Source organism: Actinomadura meridiana, from assembly GCF_039537545.1.
Classification (GTDB): domain Bacteria; phylum Actinomycetota; class Actinomycetes; order Streptosporangiales; family Streptosporangiaceae; genus Spirillospora; species Spirillospora meridiana.
On sequence record NZ_BAABAS010000006.1, the window covers coordinates 5,374 to 26,616 of the forward strand.

The 21,243-nt window shown below is 71.0% G+C and carries 1 protein-coding gene (only partly in view); it reads left to right on the forward strand.

Annotated features, from left to right (window positions below):
- On the forward strand, window positions 1–21,243 hold the 5' portion of the coding sequence (locus ABD808_RS13500; RefSeq protein ID WP_344895460.1) for a non-ribosomal peptide synthase/polyketide synthase. 13,869 nt of this gene lie beyond the right edge of the window; only the first 21,243 of its 35,112 coding nucleotides appear in the window; it begins with the start codon at window positions 1–3; its stop codon lies beyond the right edge, outside the window.

A 21,243-nucleotide genomic window follows, 5' to 3' on the forward strand; every position in this document is an offset into this window, starting at 1 on the left:
ATGATCCCGTTGTCGTTCGCTCAGCGCCGGTTGTGGTTCCTGGCCCAGCTGGAGGGATCGGGCCCGATCTACAACACCGTCATCGCCCTCGCGCTGCGCGGGCGGGTGGACGTGGCCGCGCTGGACGCGGCGCTGCGGGATGTGCTGGACCGCCACGAGTCGCTGCGCACGGTCTTTCCGACGGACCAGGGCGAGCCGTACCAGCGGATCCTGGGCCTGGACGAGACCGGATGGCGGCTGGACGTCCAGCAGACGGCGCCCGGCGACGTCGCCGCGGCCGTCGCGGAGGCCGGGGGACACGAGTTCGACCTCGCCACCGAGATCCCGATCCGCGCGACGCTCCTGGAGACCGGGGCGGACGAGCACGTCCTGATCCTGGTCCTGCACCACATCGCCACCGACGCCTGGTCGCACCGCCCCTTGGGCCGTGACCTGTCGGAGGCGTACGCGGCGCGGTTGCACGGCGACGCCCCGGCATGGGAGCCGCTGCCGGTTCAGTACACCGACTACACGTTGTGGCAGCGGGAACTGCTCGGCGAGGAGTCGGACCCCGGAAGCCGGTACGCGACCCAGGTCGGCTACTGGCGGGAGGCGCTGGCCGGGGCACCGGAGGAGCTGACGCTTCCGGTGGACCGTCCGCGTCCGGCGGTGGCGAGCTATCGCGGTCACCGGGTGCCGTTCGAGGTCCCGGCGGAGGTGCACAGGCGCCTGGTCGAGCTGGCGCGGGCCGAGGGCGTCACGGCGTTCATGGTGGTGCAGGCCGCGCTGGCGGTCACGCTGTCGCGGCTGGGCGCCGGGCCCGACATCCCGATCGGCTCGGCAGTTGCCGGACGCACCGACGAGGCACTGGACGACCTGGTCGGCTTCTTCGTCAACACGCTGGTGGTCCGCACGGATCTGTCGGGAGACCCGGAGTTCCGCCAGGTGCTGGCCCGCGTGCGGGAAACGAGCCTCGGTGGGCTGGCGCACCAGGACGTGCCGTTCGAGCGCTTGGTGGAGGAGCTGGCCCCGACCAGGTCACTGGCTCGCCACCCCCTCTTCCAGGTGATGCTCGTCCAGCGGGACACCGGAACGGCTGGGCTGCGCCTCCCGGACGTGACGGCCACCCCGCTTCCGGCGAACAGGCCGGTGGCCAAGTTCGACATCGAGATCGCCATCGAGGAGACCTTCGACGACCAGGGCCGCCCGGCCGGGCTGGACGGCGCACTCGTCGGCGCCGAGGACCTCTTCGACCAGGAGACGGCCGCCCGCCTCGCGCGCTGGTTCACACGGGTGCTGGACCAGGTGACGGGTCGACCGGACGTGTCGTTGCGCGGTGTGGCCGTTCTCGACGCGGCCGAGCGCGTTGAAGTGTTGAACGTCTGGAACGACACTGCGGCGGAGGTCGCCCCGGGAACGTTGCCGGGGTTGTTCGAGACGCAGGTGGCGCGGACGCCCGATGCGGTCGCGGTGGTGTTCGAGGGCACGGAGCTGTCGTACGCGGAGCTGAACGCGCGGGCGGACGCGGTCGCGAGCCGGTTGGTGGAACGGGGCGTGGTCCCGGGTTCCGCGGTCGCGGTCGTCTTGGACCGCAGCGTCGAACTGGTGGTGGCGTTGCTGGGCGTGGTGAAGGCGGGCGCGGCCTATGTGCCCGTGGATCCCGGCTATCCGGCAGAGCGGGTGGCGATGCTGCTGGACGACGCCTCGCCGGTATTGGTGCTGGACGATCAGGCGGTGGTGGCGGAATGGTCGGAATCGGCCACCAAGGCCGTTCTGGTGCGGGTCGACGACCGGTCGGCGGCGTATGTGATTTACACGTCGGGATCGACAGGCCGTCCCAAGGGCGTGGCGGTATCGCATCGAAGCATCGTGAACCGGCTTCGGTGGATGCTGGACTATCAAAATGTGGGCGTGGGCGACCGGGTGTTGCAGAAAACCCCGGTTGTTTTCGACGTCTCGGTGTGGGAATTCTTCGGAACATTGGCGTCGGGCGCGGCATTGGTGCTGGCACGCCCCGAAGGTCACCGGGACCCGGAATATGTGGCGGAGTTGGTAGCCGACAGTGGCGTCACCGTAGCGCATTTCGTGCCGTCAATGCTTGAGGTGTTTCTGGAAGAGGTCGGTACTTCAGGCGGGGCGACCCTACGTGAAGCCGGGTTGCGGCAGATCGTGTGCAGTGGCGAGGCTCTGTCGGCCGGTGCGGTAGAGCGTTTCGCCGAGGTTTTCGGTACGGACGTGGAACTGCTGAACCTGTACGGGCCGACCGAAGCCGCCGTGGACGTGACGGCCTGGCGGCGCGGGGCCGAGTTCGACGGAGTCGTGCCGATCGGCCGCCCGGTGTGGAACACGCGGGTGTTCGTCCTGGACGAGTTCTTGGATGCCGTAGGCCCCGGCGTGGCAGGCGAGTTGTATCTCGCCGGTGCGCAGTTGGCGCAGGGGTATGTAGGCCGGGCCGCGTTGACGGGCGAGCGGTTCGTGGCCTGCCCGTTCGGCGCCGGTGAGCGGATGTACCGGACGGGTGACCTGGTCAAGTGGACGGCCGACGGCGAATTGGTGTTCGTCGGTCGCGCGGACGACCAGGTGAAGGTGCGCGGTTTCCGGGTGGAGCCCGGCGAGATCGAGGCGGTGTTGCGCGCCCGGGACGACGTGGCACAGGCGGTCGTGATCGCCCGCGAGGGCGCGTTGGCGGCCTATGTAGTGCCCGCTGATGGCGCCCCGGTTGACGCCCAAGTGCTGCGCGGATGGGTGGCGGCCCGGCTACCGGAATACATGGTCCCGGCCGCGATAGTGGAACTGGCCGGGTTGCCGCTGACGGTGAACGGCAAGCTCGACCGCAAGGCACTGCCGGCCCCAGATTTCACGGTCGACGCGGGCACAGGCCGTGGACCCACCACAGTGCACCAAGAATTGTTGTGCGGGCTGTTCGCCGACGTGCTGGGAGTCGAGTCGGTCGGCGTTGACGACGGCTTCTTCGACCTGGGCGGACATTCGCTGCTGGCGGCCCGGTTGGTGTCCCGGGTGCGGAACGTCCTGGGCGTCGAGTTGCCGCTGCGCGCATTGTTCGAGGCGCCAACGGTGGCGGGCTTGGCGGCGCGCCTTTCGGGCCCGGGGCTCGACGACGTCCGGGCGGCGCTGCGTGCGACGTCCCGCCCCGACCAGATTCCGCTGTCGTCCGCGCAACGGCGGCTGTGGTTCCTGGACCAGTTGGAAGGCCCCAGCCCCACCTACAACATTTCTGCGGCACTGCACCTGACCGGCGAGCTGGACAAGACGGCCCTCGCGGCCGCGCTAAAGGACGTGATCGGCCGCCACGAGTCACTCCGCACGCTCTTCCGGTCGGCGGACGGCGAGCCCTATCAGCAAATCCTTGACCCGGCCGACGTGGACTGGGAATTGGAGGAACGCCAGGTCGACCCCGGCGACCTGGTCGAGGAGGTGGCGCGGGCGGGCCGTCACCCGTTCGACCTGGCGACGGAACTGCCGATCCGGGCGTGGCTGTTCGAGACCGCGCCCGACGACCACGTGCTGACGCTCGTCCTGCACCACATCGCCGGTGACGGCTGGTCGATGACTCCGCTGGGACGTGACGTGTCGGCCGCCTACGCCGCGCGGGTGAACGACCAGCCGCCGGTGTGGGAGCCACTGCCCGTCCAGTACGCCGACTACGCCCTCTGGCAGAACGAACTACTCGGCGAGGAGTCCAACCCGGGCAGCCTGCTGTCCGTCCAGATCGAGTACTGGCGGCAGGCGCTCGCGGGCGCACCGGAAGAGCTGGCGCTGCCGACGGACCGGCCGCGTCCCGCGACGGCCAGCCATCGCGGGCACAAGGTGCCGTTCCGAGTCTCCGCCGAAACGCATCGGCGGCTCGTGGACCTAGCGCGAGCCGAGGGCGTCACCGTGTCCATGGCGCTGCACGCGGCCACGGCGGTCCTGCTGTCCCGGATCGGCGGCGGGCTGGACGTCCCGATCGGGATTCCCGTCGCCGGACGCGCCGACGAGGCGCTGGACGACCTGGTCGGCTCGTTCGTCAACACGCTGGTGATCCGCACCGACCTGTCCGGCGACCCGGAGTTCCGGCAGGTGCTCGGACGGGTCAGGGAGGCGAGCCTGGGCGCGCTCCAGCACCAGGACGTCCCCTTCGAGCGGCTCGTCGAGGAACTGGCCGTGACCCGGACGCTCGGCAGGCATCCCCTGTTCCAGGTCATGCTCACGACGCAGAACCTCGACCCCGCCGGGTTGGACCTGCCGGGAGTGGAGGTCGAGACCGGCACCCCGGCGACCGAGGCGGTCGGCTCCCGGTCGGCGCGCTACGACCTGCACGTCACGGTCGGTGAGACGTTCGACGACCAGGGCCGCCCGGACGGTCTGCGCGCTTTCGTCACCCTGGCCGAGGACCTGTTCGACGCCGCGACGGCGGACCGCGTCGCCGCCTGGTTCGTGCGGGTGCTGGACGAGGTCACCGAGTCCGCCGACACGCGACTCCACGCGGTGGACGTCCTCGACGCCCAGGAGCGAGACCGGGTCCTGCACCGCTGGAACGACACGGCCGAGCCGGGCGACCGCCCGTCCGTCATCCGCCTGTTCGAGGGTCAGGCGGCCAAGGCTCCGGACGCGACGGCCCTGGTGACACCCGACGGCGAAGTGACCTACCGGGACCTGAACGCGGCCGCTGACCGGCTGGCCCGGCGATTGACGGCGGCGGGCGTCGGCCCGGAGTCGGTGGTGGGCCTGTGCCTCCCGCACGGCCTCCAGGTGATCACGTCGATCCTGGCGGTGTGGAAGGCGGGAGCCGCGTACCTGCCGATCGACGGCCGCCTCCCGGCCGAGCGGATCTCGTTCATGCTGGCCGATGGCAACGCAAGCGTCGTCGTGGCCGACCAGGACCAGGACCTGGACGGGGCCGCGGACGTCCCCCTACTCCGGTTCGACGACCCGGAGACACCAGCCGGGAACCACGCCCTTCCGGCGGACGGGCCGGATCCGCGCGGCCTCGCGTACGTCATCTTCACTTCCGGGTCGACCGGCACGCCGAAGGGTGTGGCGGTCACGCAAGGCTCGCTCGCCAACTATGTGGCGTCGGTGTCGAAACGCCTGGGATGGTCCGGGGCCGGAGCGCGGTACGCGCTGCTCCAGCCGCAGGCGACCGACCTGGGCAACACGGTGGTGTTCATCAGCCTCGCCACCGGCGGACAACTGCACGTCCTGGACCCGGCGTCCGTCGTGGACGCCGCCGCCGTCACCGAATATCTGCGTGCGCACCAGATCGACTTCGTGAAGGCCGTGCCGTCGCACCTGGCGGCCCTGTCCGCCGAGTCGGGGCCGGTCTCTCGTGGGGGGACGACCCCCCACACCCCCCGGAACGGCCTGGACGGCGTCCTGCCCGCCAAGTCGGTGGTGCTCGGCGGGGAGGCGGCACCCGTGGCCTGGCTGGGCGACCTCGTCCGGGCAGCAGGGGACAGGCGCGTCTTCAACCACTACGGGCCGACCGAGACGACCATCGGTGTGGCCACAGCCGAACTGTCGGCGTCCGCCGCCGCCACGGGTGTGGTGCCGATCGGAACGCCGATCGCCAACACCCGGCTGCTGGTGCTGGACGACGCCCTCGCGGCCGTGCCGGTCGGCGTGCCGGGCGAACTGTATGTAGCGGGCGCGGGAGTGGCGCGCGGCTATGTGGGACGCCGCGGGTTGACCGGCGCGCGGTTCGTCGCCTGCCCGTTCGGCGCGGGCGAACGGATGTACCGGACCGGGGACCTGGTCAGGTGGGCGCCCGACGGGCAGTTGGTGTTCGTCGGCCGGTCCGACGAGCAGGTGAAGCTTCGCGGATACCGGGTCGAGCCCGGCGAGGTCGAGTCGGTGCTGCTGTCGCATCCGGCGGTGTCACGGGCGGCGGTGGTGGTCCGGGACGACGGTCCGAGCGAGCGGCGCCTCGTCGCCTACGTCGTGTTCGGCGACGCCGAACCGGCGAACGGCGAGCTGCGGGAGTACATGGCCCAGCGGCTACCCGAGTACATGCTCCCCGACGCCGAAGTAGTGCTCCCCGAACTGCCGCTGACAGCCAACGGAAAACTGGACCGCAACGCACTTCCCGCCCCCGACGACGCCGCGACTCCGTCCGGCGGCCGGGCGCCCGCCACCGAGACGGAGGCCGTGCTCTGCGAGATCTTCGCGCAGGTCCTGGGCGTGGAGTCGGTCGGCGTGGACGACGGCTTCTTCGACCTCGGCGGCCATTCGCTGCTCGCGATCCGGCTGCTGTCGCGGATCCGGGCCGGGCTCGGCACGGAGGTCAGGATCCGGGCGCTGTTCGAGGCGCCCACCCCGGCGGCGCTGGCGGCACGGCTCGCCGGACCGGAGCGTGACCGGGCCAGGGCGTCGTTGCGGGCGGGCACGCGTCCGGACCGGGTGCCGCTCTCGTTCGAGCAACGACGCCTCTGGTTCCTTGACCAGTTGGAAGGCCCCGCCGCCACCTACAACATTCCTCTCGTCGTCCGGCTGAACGGCGAGGTCGACGTGGCCGCGCTGGGCGCGGCGTTGCGGGACGTGGTCGCCCGCCACGAAACGCTGCGGACGGTGTTCCCCGCCGTGGACGGCGAGCCGTACCAGCACGTCCTCGACCCCCAGGAATTCGACTGGGACCTGGACGTCTCCCGAGTCGAGCCCGACGATCTGACCCGCGCCGTAGAGGAGGCGTCGCGCCACGCGTTCGACCTGGCCCGGGAGATCCCCATCCGCGCGCGGCTGTTCGAGGCCGGGACGGACGAGCGCGTGCTGCTGGTCGTCGTGCACCACATCGCCAGCGACGGCTGGTCCCGGGGCCCGCTGAGCCGGGACCTGTCGACCGCGTACGCGGCGCGCCTGCGCGGCGAGGCCCCGGAGTGGGCGCCGCTGCCCGTCCAGTACGCCGACTACGCGCTGTGGCAGCGGGAGTTGCTGGGAGACGAGTCAGATCCCAGCAGCGTCCTGTCCACGCAGGTGGAGTACTGGCGCGGGGTGCTCGCGGGGGCGCCGGAGGAACTGCCGCTGCCCGTGGACCGGCCGCGTCCCGCCACGGCAGGGCACCTCGGTCACCGCGTGCCGTTCCGGGTCCCCGCAGAGTTGCACGCGCGGCTGGTGGAGGTCGCCCGCGCCGAGGACGCGACCACGTTCATGGTGTTGCAGGCCGCGTTGGCGGTGCTGCTGTCGCGGCTCGGCGCCGGAACCGATATCCCGATCGGGTCCGGTCTCGCGGGACGGTCCGACGAGGCCCTGGACGACCTGGTCGGCTTCTTCGTCAACTCGCTGGTGATCCGCACGGACCTGTCGGGAGACCCGAGGTTCCGCCAGGTCCTGGCGCGGGTTCGTGAGGCGGGCATCGGGGCGCTGGCGCACCAGGACGTCCCGTTCGACCGGCTGGTCGAGGAACTGGCGCCCGAGCGCTCGATGGCGAGGCACCCGCTGTTCCAGGTGGTGCTGACCGTACGGAACGTCGAACGGACCGGGCTGCGGCTGCCCGGAGTGGACGCCGAGCCCGTCACCGGCACCGATTCCGGGGTGTCAACGTCGTTGAAGTGCGACGTGGACGTCATGGTCGGCGAGGAGTTCGACGACGGCCGTCCCGCCGGGCTGACCGGATCGCTGAGCGCCTCCGCGGCGCTGTTCGACCCGGACTCGGTCGACGCGATGACGCGGCGCTGGCTCCGTGTGCTGGACGCGGTGACCGCCGACCCGGACATCGCCGTCCGCGACGTCGACGTCCTCGGCCCCGACGAACGCGAACTGCTCCTGCGCGGCTGGAACGACACCGCCGTGGACCTCCCGCCCGCCTCCGTGGTCGACCTGTTCGAGCGGCGACGCGACGAGACCCCGGACGCCCTCGCCGTCGTCGGGGACGGCGTCGAACTCACCTACCGCGACCTCGACGCCGCCGCGAACCGGCTGGCCCGCCACCTGCGCGACCTCGGGGTGGGCCCGGAGTCGGTGGTGGCGCTGTGCCTGCCGCGCGGCCCGCGCCTGGTCACCGCCGTCCTCGGGGTGTGGAAGGCCGGAGCGGCGTACGTCCCGATCGACGTGCGCCACCCGGCCGACCGGATCCAGTTCGTGATCGAGGACGTTCGGGCCCTGATCGTGCTGAGCGTCGAGGAGGTGCTCGACGAGCTGCCGCTGCGCGGCGTCCTCCCGGTGGCGCTGGACGAACCGGCCGTCGAACAACGGATCGCGGCCGCCCCGGACACGCCCCTGAACGTGCGCGTCCACCCCGGCCAGTTGGCGTCGGTCATCTACACCTCGGGTTCGACGGGTGTCCCGAAGGGCGTGGCGGTTCCGCACGGCGGCGCCGCGAACCTGGCCGTCGCGCAGCTGCGGCACTTCGGTGTCGGACCGGACTCCCGCGTGTTGCAGTTCGCGTCGATCGGATTCGACGCGGCGACTTCGGAAATTCTGATCGCGCTGTGCTCCGGCGGGACGCTCGTCGTGGCGTCCGCCGACGAGCTGGTGGCCGGGCCGGGGCTGGCGGAGACAGTCGCGCGGTACTCCGTGACGCACGCGACGCTGCCGCCCGCCGTGCTGAGCGCGATGGACGCCGACGACCTCGCGCCGCTGTCGACCGTGATCTCCGCCGGGGAGGCCCTGGACGCCGGACTCGTGGAGCGCTGGGCGCCGGGCCGTCGCCTGATCAACGCCTACGGTCCGACGGAGATCACGGTGTGCGCGTCGATGTCGGCGCCCCTCGCGGCGGGCGCGGATCCGACGATCGGGACGCCCATCGCCAACGCCCGACTGCTCGTCCTGGACGACGCGCTGAGCCCGGTGCCGGTGGGTGTGCCCGGTGAACTGTACGTCGCCGGTGCCGGAGTGACGCGCGGCTATGTGGGCCGTCCCGGCCTGACCGGCGAACGGTTCGTGCCGTGCCCGTTCGGCTCGTCCGGCGAACGGATGTACCGCACCGGCGACCTGGTCCGCTGGACCGCCGACGGACGGCTGATGTTCATCGGGCGGGCCGACGCGCAGGTGAAGGTCCGCGGGTTCCGGATCGAACCCGCCGAGATCGAGGCCGCGCTGCGCGCCCACCCCGGCGTGACGCGCGCCGCCGTCATCGCCCGGGAGGACGAGCCGGGCGACAAACGACTCGTCGCCTACGTCGTGCCCTCCGCGTCTTTTGACGACGGGGGCGTCGACGCGGGCGTCCTGCGGGAGTTCGTGGCGGAGCGGTTGCCGGACTACATGGTCCCGGCCGCGGTCGTGGAGTTGCCCGAGTTGCCGATGACGGTGAACGGCAAGCTCGACCGCAAGGCGCTGCCCGCCCCCGACTACGCGGCGGGCGCGGGCGGGGGCACCGGCCGGGGCCCGGCCACGCCCCGGGAGGAGGCCCTCTGCGCGATCTTCGCCGACGTGCTGGGACTGGAGTCGGTCGGGGTCGACGACAGCCTGTTCGACCTCGGCGGGCACTCGCTGCTCGCGGTCCGGCTGGTGTCGCGGATCCGCGCCGTGCTGGGCCTGGAGGTCGAGGTCCGGACGCTGTTCGAGACGCCGACGGTCGCGGGACTCGCCGCCCGGCTGTCGGACGGCGCCGCCGACCCGGCCCGTCGTCCGGCGCTGCGGGCGGAGGACCGTCCGGAGCGGCTGCCGCTGTCGTTCGCGCAGCGGCGGCTGTGGTTCCTCGGCCAGATGGACGGACCGAGCCCGACCTACAACATCCCCGTCGCGATCCGCCTGACCGGCGAGCTGGACGTGGCCGCCCTGGACGCGGCCTGGCACGACGTCCTGGCCCGCCACGAGTCGCTGCGCACTGTCTTCCCGTCCGACGAGGGCGAGCCGTACCAGCGCGTCCTCACCCCGGCCGAACTGGACTGGGACCTCCAGGTCTCCTCGCTGGCCTCAGCGGACCCGGCGGCCTCGGCGGACTTGGCGGCGACCATCGAGGAGACCGCCCGGCATGCCTTCGACCTGTCGGCCGAGGCGCCGGTCCGGGCCTGGCTGTTCGAGACGGGACCGTCCTCCAGCCCCCACCCGCCGCCATTCAACGGACGAGCTCCGCTCGACGGTCCCGCTGAGCGCGTCCTCGTGGTGGTGATGCACCACATCGCCGGTGACGGCTGGTCGATGGCCCCGCTGGGCCGGGACCTTTCGACGGCCTACGCTGCCCGTGCCCGCGGTGAGGCTCCGGCATGGGAGCCGCTGCCCGTGCAGTACGCGGACTACGCGTTGTGGCAGCGGCGGCTGCTGGGCGACGACACCGACCCCGACAGCGTCCTGTCGACGCAGGTCGAGTACTGGCGGCGGACCCTCGCGGGCGCGCCGGAAGAACTGGCACTGCCCGTGGACCGGCCTCGTCCGGCGGTGGCCGGTCATCGCGGGCACCGGGTGCCGCTGCGGTTGTCGTCCGAGGTCCACGCGCGGCTGGCGGAGCTGGCGCTGGCCGAGAACGCGACGACGTTCATGGTCGTCCAGGCCGCCCTCGCCATAACGCTGTCGCGGCTCGGCGCGGGCACCGACATCCCGATCGGGTCGGCGGTGGCGGGCCGCACCGACGAGGCGGTGGACGACCTCGTCGGCTTCTTCGTCAACAACCTCGTGATCCGCACCGACCTGTCGGGCGACCCCGACTTCCGTCAGGTGCTGGCCCGGGTGCGGGAGACGAGCCTCGGCGCGCTCGCGCACCAGGACGTCCCGTTCGAGCGCCTGGTGGAGGACCTGGCTCCCGTACGTTCCCTGGCCCGGCACCCGCTGTTCCAGGTGATGCTGACCGTTCAGAACACCGAACGCGCGATGGTCGACCTGCCCGGCGTGGACGCCGAGATCATGCGCCCGGACGGCACCACGTCGGTCGCCAAGTTCGACGTGGACGTGTCCCTGGGCGAGACCTTCGATGACGCGGGCCGCCCGGCGGGCCTGAACGGCGCGGTCGTCGCCGCCACCGACCTGTTCGACCGGGCGACCGCCGAACGCCTCACAGGCTGGTTCACCCGCGTGCTGGAGTCGGTGCTCGAAGACCCGTCCGCGCCGGTCCGCACGGTGCGGACGCTCACCGACGACGAACGTTCCCGCGTCCTCACCGAGTGGAGCGACGACGCCACGGCGGCCGCGACCGGGCCCGGCGCGACCATCACCGAACTGTTCCAGCGGCAGGTCGCGGCCACCCCGGACGCCGTCGCGCTGGTCGCCGACGACGCCCGGTGGACGTACGCCGAACTCGACGCCGCCGCCAACCGGCTGGCCCACCACCTGCGCGGCTCCGGAGTGGGCGCCGAATCGGTCGTCGCGGTGATGATGGAACGCGGTCTCGACATCGTCGTGGCGCTGCTGGCGATCCTGAAGGCGGGCGGCGCCTACCTGCCGATCGACCCGCGATACCCGGCCGACCGCGTCGGCTACGTGCTGACCGACGCCCGCGCCGTCACCGTCCTGACCTCGACGGCGTGCCTCCCGCGCGTCACCGACCAGGCCCCCGCCGGAACGACCGTGACCGTCCTGGACGACCCGGACGTCGCGGCGACCCTGGCCACGCTCGACGACACGGTGCTCGACGACACGGTGCCCGCGTCGTCGGCCTCGTCCGACCACCCCGCCTACGTGATCTACACCTCGGGTTCGACCGGGCGTCCCAAGGGCGTTCTTGTCAGCCACCGCAATGTCGTGGGGTTGTTCGCGTCCACCCGTGACCTGTTCGACCTGGGACCCGGCGACGTCTGGAGCTGCTTCCACTCCTTCGCGTTCGACTTCTCCGTCTGGGAACTCTGGGGCGCGTTCCTGCACGGCGCGTGCGTTGTGGTCGTCCCGTATGAGGTGTCCCGGTCGCCGCAACGGTTCGCCGAACTGCTGACCCGCGAGCGTGTGACCGTCCTCAGCCAGACCCCGTCCGCGATGTACCAGCTGCTCGCCGTGGACGAGTTCACGCCCGGCGCGCTCCGCCTCATCGTGTTCGGCGGCGAGGCCCTGGACCCCGCCCGCCTGGACGCCTGGTGGACGCGGCCCGGCGCGGGCGAGGCCACACGACTGATCAACATGTACGGCATCACCGAGACGACCGTCCACGTCACGCACCGGCAGCTCGGCCGGGGAGACGCGGACGCGGGCAGCGTGGTCGGCCGCGGCATCCCCGGCGTGTCCACCTACGTGCTCGACGAGTCGCTCGACCCGGTGCCCGTGGGCGTCGCCGGTGAACTGTACGTCGCGGGCCTCGGCGTGACGCGCGGCTACGCGGGCCGCGCCGCCCTGACCGGCGAACGGTTCGTCGCCTGCCCGCACGGCCCGGCCGGACGGCGCATGTACCGGACCGGCGATTTGGCGAAATGGACCGCCGACGGGCAACTCGTCTACCTCGGACGGGCCGACCAGCAGGTGAAGATCCGCGGCTTCCGGATCGAGCCAGGCGAGATCGAGGCCGCGCTGCTGACCAGCCCCGACGTCGCCCAGGCCACCGTGATCGCACGCGAGGACGTCCCCGGCGACAAGCGGCTCGTGGCCTACGTGGTGCCAGCAGGCCCCGACCTCGTCCCGGACGGTCTGCGCGAGTTCCTCGCGCAGAGGCTGCCCGACTACATGGTCCCGTCCGCGGTGATGCCGCTGCCCGCGCTGCCGCTCACCGCCAACGGCAAACTCGACGGCAAAGCGCTGCCCGCCCCCGACTACACGGCGGGCGCCGGGACGGGCCGCGGGCCCTCCACGGTGCACGAGGAACTGCTGTGCCAGGTCTTCGCCGACGTACTCGGACTGGAGTCGGTCGGCGTCGACGACGGCTTCTTCGACCTCGGCGGACACTCGCTGCTCGCCGTCCGGCTCGTGTCGCGGGTGCGGGCCGTCCTGGATGTCGAACTGCCGCTGCGGGTCCTGTTCGAGGCGCCAACGGTGGTCGGGCTGGCGGCGCGCCTGCCCGGCCTGGGCGCGGACGGGGTGCGGGTCGCGGTGCGGGCGGCGGAACGTCCGGAACGGGTGCCACTGTCGTACGCGCAACGCCGGTTGTGGTTCCTGGGCGAGCTGGAAGGCCCCAGCCCCACCTACAACATCCCCGTGGTGCTGCGCCTGACCGGCGACGTGGACACCGCCACCCTGGACGCGGCGCTCCGGGACGTGATCGGACGCCACGAGTCACTGCGAACGATCTTCCCCACGCTGGACGGCGAGCCGTACCAGCACGTGGTGGACGTCCCCGATTTGGACTGGGCCCTGCTCATCACCCAGGTGACCCCCGACGACCTGGCCGAAGCGGTGGGGAACGCCGCACGATACGCCTTCGACCTGTCCGTGGAGGTGCCGATCCGGGCCTGGCTCTTCGAGGCGGGACCGGACGAGCGCGTCCTCACAGTGGTGACCCACCACATCGCAAGCGACGGCTGGTCGTTCGGCCCGCTGGGCCGCGACCTGTCGACGGCGTACGCGGCCCGGCTGCACGGCGAGGCCCCGGCCTGGGAGCCCCTGCCGGTGCAGTACGCGGACTACGCGGTATGGCAGCGCGAACTGCTCGGCGACGAGTCCGACCCGAACAGCCTGCTGTCGGCGCAGGTCGAGTACTGGCGGGACGCATTGGCCGAGGCACCGGAGGAGCTGACGCTTCCAGCGGACCGTCCGCGCCCCGCCACGGCCAGCCACCAAGGCCACCGGGTGCCGTTCGAGATCCCGGCAGACGTGCACCAGCGGCTGATGGACCTAGCGTGGGCCGAGGGCGTCACGGCGTTCATGGTGTTGCAGGCCGCACTCGCCGTCATGCTGTCGCGGTCGGGCGCCGGAAGGGACATCCCGATCGGGTCACCCGTCGCGGGCCGCACGGATGAGGCACTGGACGACCTGGTCGGGTTTTTCGTCAACACGCTCGTGATCCGCACAGACCTCTCAGGTGACCCCGGGTTCCGCGAAGTTCTGGCGCGGGTGCGCGAGACGAGCCTGGGCGCGCTGGCGCACCAGGACGTGCCGTTCGAACGCCTCGTGGAAGAACTCGCTCCCGGGCGTTCCATGGCCCGGCATCCGCTGTTCCAGGTGATGCTGACCGTCCAGAACACCGAGCGCGCGGCACTGGATCTGCCCGGGGTCCAGGGCGTGGCCGCCCGGCTCGACGAGTCCACGTCGGTGGCGAAGTTCGACCTGGACGTGGCGCTCACCGAGGCCTTCGACGACAACGGCCGCCCGGCGGGCCTGCTCGGCGCCGTGATCGCGGCCGGTGACCTGTTCGACCTCACGACCACCGAGCGGCTCACGCGCTGGTTCGTCCGGGTGCTGGACCAGGTGACGGCCCGTCCGGACGTGTCGTTGCGCGGCGTGACGATGCTCGACGCCGACGAACGCGAAGAGGTCCTGAACGGCTGGAACGACACCGTCGTGGATGTGGCCCCGGCAACGTTGCCGGGCTTGTTCGAGGCGCAGGTGGCGCGGACCCCCGACGCCGTGGCGGTCGTGTTCGAGGGCGCGGAACTGTCGTACGCGGAGCTGAACGCGCGGGCGGACGGCGTCGCCCGACGGCTGGTGGAACGGGGCGTGGTCCCAGGTTCCGCGGTCGCGGTGATGTTGGAGCGCGGCGTCGAACTGGTGGTGGCGCTGCTAGGTGTGGTCAAGGCGGGCGCGGCATATGTGCCCGTGGACCCGGGCTATCCCGCCGAGCGGGTGGCGATGCTACTGGCGGACGCCTCGCCAGCGCTGGTGCTCGACGATCCGGAGACGGTCGCGGAGTGGTCGGAATCGGCGACCGGCGGCGGTGTCGCGGTAGCGGTGGACGATCAGTCGGCCGCGTATGTGCTTTACACGTCGGGCTCCACCGGGCGTCCGAAGGGCGTGGTGGTGTCGCATCGCAGCATCGTGAACCGGTTGCTGTGGTTGGTGGATTACCACGGAATGGGCGAGGGCGACCGGGTGTTGCAGAAAACCCCGGTGGTCTTCGACGTGTCGGTGTGGGAGTTCTTCGGAACATTGGTGTCCGGCGCGGCACTGGTGGTGGCGCGCCCGGACGGCCACCGGGACCCGGAATATGTGGCGCGGCTGATGGTCGACACGGGCGTCACCGTCCTGCATTTCGTGCCCTCAATGCTCGAGGTGTTCCTGGCGGAGATCGGCGCCGAGGGCGGGGCGGCGCTGCGAGCCGCCGGGCTGCGGCAGGTCATGTGCGGCGGCGAGGCCCTGACGGCAGACGCCGTAGAACGCTTCGCCGGGGTCTTCGGCGAAGGCGTGGAACTGCTGAACCTGTACGGCCCGACAGAGGCAGCGGTGGACGTGACGGCGCATCGCTGCACAACCGGCGGCGCGGGCGCGGTCCCGATCGGCCGTCCGGTGTGGAACACGCGGGCATTCGTGCTGGACGAGTTCTTGGGTGCGGTGGGCCCGGGTGTGGTGGGCGAGCTGTACCTGGCGGGCGTCCAGCTGGCGCGGGGCTATGTGGGCCGTCCCGGCCTGACCGGTGAGCGGTTCGTGCCGTGCCCGTTCGGGTCGTCCGGTGAGCGCATGTACCGGACCGGTGACCTCGTCAAATGGAACGCCGACGGCGAGCTGGTGTTCGCCGGACGGGTGGACGAGCAGGTGAAGGTCCGCGGGTTCCGCGTGGAGCCCGGCGAGATCGAGGCGGTGCTGCGGGCCCGGGACGAGGTGGCGCAGACGGTCGTGACCGTCCGCGAGGGCGTGCTGGTGGCGTACGTGGTGCCCACAGCCGGTGCCGTGATTGATCGTCAGGGGCTTCGGAACTGGGTCGCGGGCCAACTGCCGGAATACATGGTCCCGGCGGCGGTAGTGGAATTGGCCGGGCTGCCGTTGACGGTGAACGGCAAACTCGACCGCAAGGCACTGCCCGCCCCGGATTACGCGGGGACGGGCCGAAGCCCGGCGACCGTGCGCGAGGAATTGCTGTGCGGGGTGTTCGCCGACGTGCTGGGGGTCGAGTCGGTCGGCGTGGACGACGGCTTCTTCGACCTGGGCGGCCATTCGCTGCTGGCGGCCCGACTGGTGTCGCGGGTACGGAAAGTCCTGCGCGTGGAATTGCCGCTGCGCGCGCTGTTCGAGGCCCCAACGGTCGCTGGCCTGGCGGCCCGCCTCTCGGGCCCCGGGCTGGACGACGTCCGGGTGGCGCTGCGTGCGGCCCCACGCCCCGACCGGATACCGCTGTCATTCGCCCAACGGCGCCTGTGGTTCCTGGGCCAGATGGAGGGCCGGACCGCCAACCACAACATCCCCGTGGTGATCCGGCTGACCGGCGACCTGGACGTCGCGGCACTGGCCGCAGCGGTCCGCGATGTGGTCGGGCGCCACGAGTCGTTGCGCACGGTCTTCCCCTCGGTGGACGGCGAACCGTACCAGCGAATCCTCGACCCGGAACAGCTCGACTGGGCCCTCCAGGTCGTGGCGGTCGAACCCGGAGACCTGGCCGAAGCCGTCGCGGAGGCGTCGCGCTATCCGTTCGACCTGTCCACGGACCTGCCGATCCGTGCGTCGCTGTTCGAGGCCGGTCCGGACGAACGTGTCCTGGTGGTGGTGACACATCACATCGCCAGCGACGCCTGGTCTCGTACCGCCCTGGGACGTGACGTGTCGGTGGCGTACGCCGCACGGGTCGAGCACGAGGCGCCAACGTGGGAGCCGCTGCCCGTCCAGTACGCCGACTACGCGCTGTGGCAGCGCGAACTGCTCGGCGACGAATCCGACCCGGACAGTCTGCTGTCGGCTCAGGTCGATTACTGGCGCCAGACCCTCGCCGGTGCGCCGGAGGAGCTTGAGCTGCCGGTGGATCGCCCGCGTCCGGCCGTGGCCAGTCACCGTGGCCACAAGGTCCCGCTGCGCGTCCCCGCCGAGATCCACGCCCAACTGGCGGAAGTGGCGCGCGCCGAGGGCGTGACCCCGTTCATGGTGTTGCAGGCCGCGCTCGCGGTGATGCTGTCGCGGCTGGGCGGGGGGACTGACGTTCCGATCGGTTCGGGCGTGGCCGGTCGTACCGACGAGGCGTTGAACGACCTGGTCGGGTTCTTCGTCAACACCCTGGTCATCCGCACCGACCTGTCAGGCGACCCGGAGTTCCGGCAGGTGCTCGGCCGGGTCCGCGAGGCGAGCCTGGGCGCACTCCAGCACCAGGACGTCCCCTTCGAACGACTGGTTGAGGAACTGGCGCCTTCGCGCTCGATGGCCCGGCACCCGCTGTTCCAGGTGGTACTGACCCTTCAGAACGTCGAACGAGCCGGACTACGCCTACCTGGCCTCCAGACGGGCGCCTACGAGACAGAATCCGCACAGGACGCATCCGTCAACTGCGATCTGGACGTGATGGTCGGGGAGGTGTTCGACGAGCAAGGCCGCCCGGCCGGTCTACGCGGCTCGATCACGGCGGCAGCCGACCTGTTCGACCTCGGTTCGGTCGAAGCCTTCGTCCGGCGATGGATCAGCGTCTTGGACCAGGTAACCGCAGCCCCCGAAACCCCGCTGCACGCCGTACGGGTCTTTGATTCGGAGGAGCGGGACCGAGTCGTCGTCGACTGGAACGACACCGCCGCCGAGGTGGACGCGGCGTCGGTGGTCGAGCTGTTCGACCGCCAGGTGGCGTCCACTCCGGGTGCCGTGGCCGTGGTGGGTGACGGTGTCGAGCTGACCTACGCCGACCTGAACGCGGCCGCCAACCGTCTGGCGCACCACCTGCGCGGCCTGGGCGTAGGCGCCGAATCGGTGGTTGGCCTTTGCCTGCCGCGCGGCCCGCAATTGATAACGGCGATTGTGGGCGTGGCGAAGGCGGGCGCGGCGTACCTGCCGATCGACGTCCGGTATCCGGCTGAGCGGATCAGTTTCATGGTCGCCGACAGCCGCGCGCTCGTGGTGGTGGGTACCAGCGAAGTACTAGATGAGCTGCCGCTACGAGGCGTGCTGCCGGTGGCTATCGACGACCCGCAGATCGCGGCGTCCCCGGACACGGCCGTAGGGGCGACCGTGCGCCCGGACGGGTTGGCGTATGTGATCTACACGTCTGGGTCGACTGGCGTGCCCAAGGGCGTGGCGGTCGCCCACGGTGGTGTGGTCAATCTGGTTGCGGCGCAGTCGGCGCGGTTCGCGGTCGAGCCTGGTTCGCGGGTGTTGCAGTTCGCGTCGGCGGGGTTCGACGCCGCGGTGTCGGAGATCTGGGTGACGTTGAGCGTGGGCGCGACGTTGGTCGTGGCCGCCCAAGACGATCTCGTGGGTGCGATCGGGCGTCACGAGGCGACGCATGCCACGCTGCCGCCCGCTCTGCTCGGTGCGGTGCAGGCCGAGGAGTTGGCTTCCCTGAAGACGCTCGTGTCGGCGGGCGAGGCCTTGGACACCGGATTGGTGGAGCGGTGGGCTCCAGGCCGCCGGATGATCAACGCCTATGGCCCGACTGAGGCCACGGTGTGCGTGTCCATGTCGGGGCCGTTGGCGCCCGGCGAGGTTCCGGCGATCGGAACGCCCAACACGAACACGCGAGTCTTCGTGCTCGATGAACGACTAGACCCGGTGCCGGTGGGTGTCGCGGGTGAACTGTATTCCGCCGGGGTTGGCTTGGCGCGCGGGTATGTGGGGCGTCCCGGCCTGACCGGTGAGCGGTTCGTGCCGTGCCCGTTCGGGTCGTCCGGAGAGCGGATGTACCGGACCGGTGACCTCGTCAGGTGGACGCCTGATGGTGAGTTGATGTTCGTCGGCAGGGTGGACGAGCAGGTGAAGGTTCGTGGGTTCCGGGTGGAGCCGGGCGAGATCGAAGCCGTCCTGCGGACCCACGCTGGTGTGGATCAGGCTGTGGTGGTCGCCCGGGACGAGCGGCTTGTGGCCTACGTCGTGCCCGCCGACTCCGACACCGAAGCGCTGCGGGAACTGGTGGCCGAACGGCTACCGGACTACATGGTCCCGGCCGCAATCGTCGCGCTGGCCGAATTGCCGCTGACCCCGAACGGGAAGCTCGACCGCAAGGCGCTGCCCAGCCCGGACTTCTCGGTAGCGAGCAGGAGCGACCGAGGCCCGGCGACAGCCGAAGAAGAGGCACTGTGCGCGGCGTTCGCTGAAGTGCTGGGCCTGGAGTCGGTCGGCGTCGACGACAGCTTCTTCGAACTCGGCGGACACTCCCTCCTCGCAGTGCGGCTCGTCTCCCGAATCCGGGTCGTCCTTGGCGTGGAGATCGAGGTCCGGACTCTGTTCGAGGCGCCGACGGTGGCCGAGTTGGCTTCGTGGCTGGCCGACGTGGGCGCCGACCAGGCCCGTACGCCGTTGCGGGCAGGAGAGCGTCCCGAGCGGGTGCCGCTGTCGTTCGCGCAGCGGCGGCTCTGGTTCCTGGGCCAGTTGGACGGGCCCAACCCCATCTACAACCTGCCTGCCGTCATCCGCCTGACCGGCGACGTGGACACGGAGGCGTTGGACGCCGCACTGCGTGATGTGATCGGGCGGCACGAATCTCTGCGCACGGTCTTCCCGTCCATTGACGGCGAGCCGTACCAGCAAGTGCTTGACCCGCAGGACCTGGACTGGCACCTCCAGATCAGCCAGGTCCAGCCGGAAGACCTGCCGCAGGCGGTTGAACAAGCCGCGCACTACGCATTCGACCTCTCGGCCGAGACGGCGTTCCGGGCATGGCTGTTCCAGACGCAAGCCCAGGCCCAGGCCCAGGCCCAGGCCCAGGAAAGCGTCTTGGTGGTGGTGCTGCATCACATCGCCAGCGACGGATGGTCGATGGCACCGCTCGGCCGAGACGTGTCGGCGGCGTACGCGGCGCGCCTGCGCGGTGAGGATCCGGCCTGGGAGCCGCTGCCCGTCCAGTACGCGGACTACGCGCTGTGGGAGCGCGAGCTGCTCACGGAAGACCTGCTGTCGGACCAGGTCGACTACTGGCGGCAGGCGCTGGCCGACGCCCCCGAGGAACTGGCGCTACCGGCGGACCGATCTCGTCCGGCCGTAGCGAGCCATCGCGGCCACGGGGTGCCGCTGCAAATCCCCGCCGAGGTGCACCAACGCTTGGTGGATCTCGCGCGTGGTGAGGGTGTGACGGTCTTCATGGCATTGCAGGCCGCGCTGGCCGTGACGCTTTCACGGCTCGGAGCTGGCACGGACATACCGATCGGAGCGGCCGTCGCCGGGCGCGACGACGAGGCGTTGAACGACCTGGTCGGGTTCTTCGTCAACACGCTGGTGATCCGCACCGATCTGTCGGGTGACCCGGAGTTCAGGCAGGTGCTCGGACGGGTCCGTGAGGCGAGTCTCGGCGCGCTGGCGCATCAGGACGTACCGTTCGAGCGACTGGTGGAAGAACTGGCCCCTGACCGTTCGTTGGTGCGCCACCCCCTCTTCCAGGTGATGCTGACCGTCCAGAACACCGACCGCGCCTTGCTGGACCTGCCGGGCGCCGACGCTCGGACCGCCCGCATGAACGGGTCTGACGCGGTGGCCAAGTTCGACCTGGACGTGTCGCTGTCGGAGTCCTACGACCACCAGGGCCGCCCCGCCGGACTGCGCGGCACCCTGGTCGCCGCCATGGACCTGTTCGACCTGGCGACCACCGAACGTGTCGCGACCTGGTTCACGCGGGCACTCCACGCGCTGACCACCAACCCGGACGTCGTGATCGGCGCCGTGGACATCCTCGATTCCGCTGAGCGGGAGTTGGTGACGCGCGTTTGGAATGACACGGCGGTGGAGGTGTCGGGGGGGTCGGTTGTGGGGTTGTTCGAGCGGCAGGTGGCGGCTGCTCCGGACGTGGTGGCGGTGGTGGCGAATGGTGTCGAGTTGACGTATGCCGAGGTGGACGCGGCGGCGAATCGTTTGGCGCGCCAGTTGCGTGGCGTAGGTGTGGGTGCTGAGTCGGTGGTGGGTTTGTGCTTGCCGCGTGGCGTGGAGATCGTGGTGGCGATTGTGGGGGTGTGGAAGGCGGGCGCGGCGTATGTGCCGCTTGACGTGGACCTGCCGACTGAGCGCGTGGAGTTCATGCTGTCGGACAGTGGCGCCGAATTGGTGCTGGGCCTGGACGACATCGACCTGACCGGTGGCGTGGATTCAGGCCCGGCAATGAACGCGCCCTCGAATGGTCTGGCCTACGTGATTTATACGTCGGGGTCGACGGGTGTGCCGAAGGGCGTGGCGGTCGGTCATGGCTCGTTGGTGAATTTGGTGTCGGTGTTCGGGCCGGTGATGGGTGCTGGCCGGGGCGTGGGTGTTCTTCAGTTCGCGTCGTTCAGTTTCGATGCGTCGGTGCTGGACGTGGCGGTGGCGTTGTCGTCCGGTTCGACGCTGTGGGTCGCGGGTGAGCGGGAACGGTCGGAGCCGCGGTTGCTGGGTGAGTTGGACGGGGTGCGGGCGGCCAGCGTGGTCCCGTCGTTGCTGGGGGTCGTGGAGCCGGACGATCTG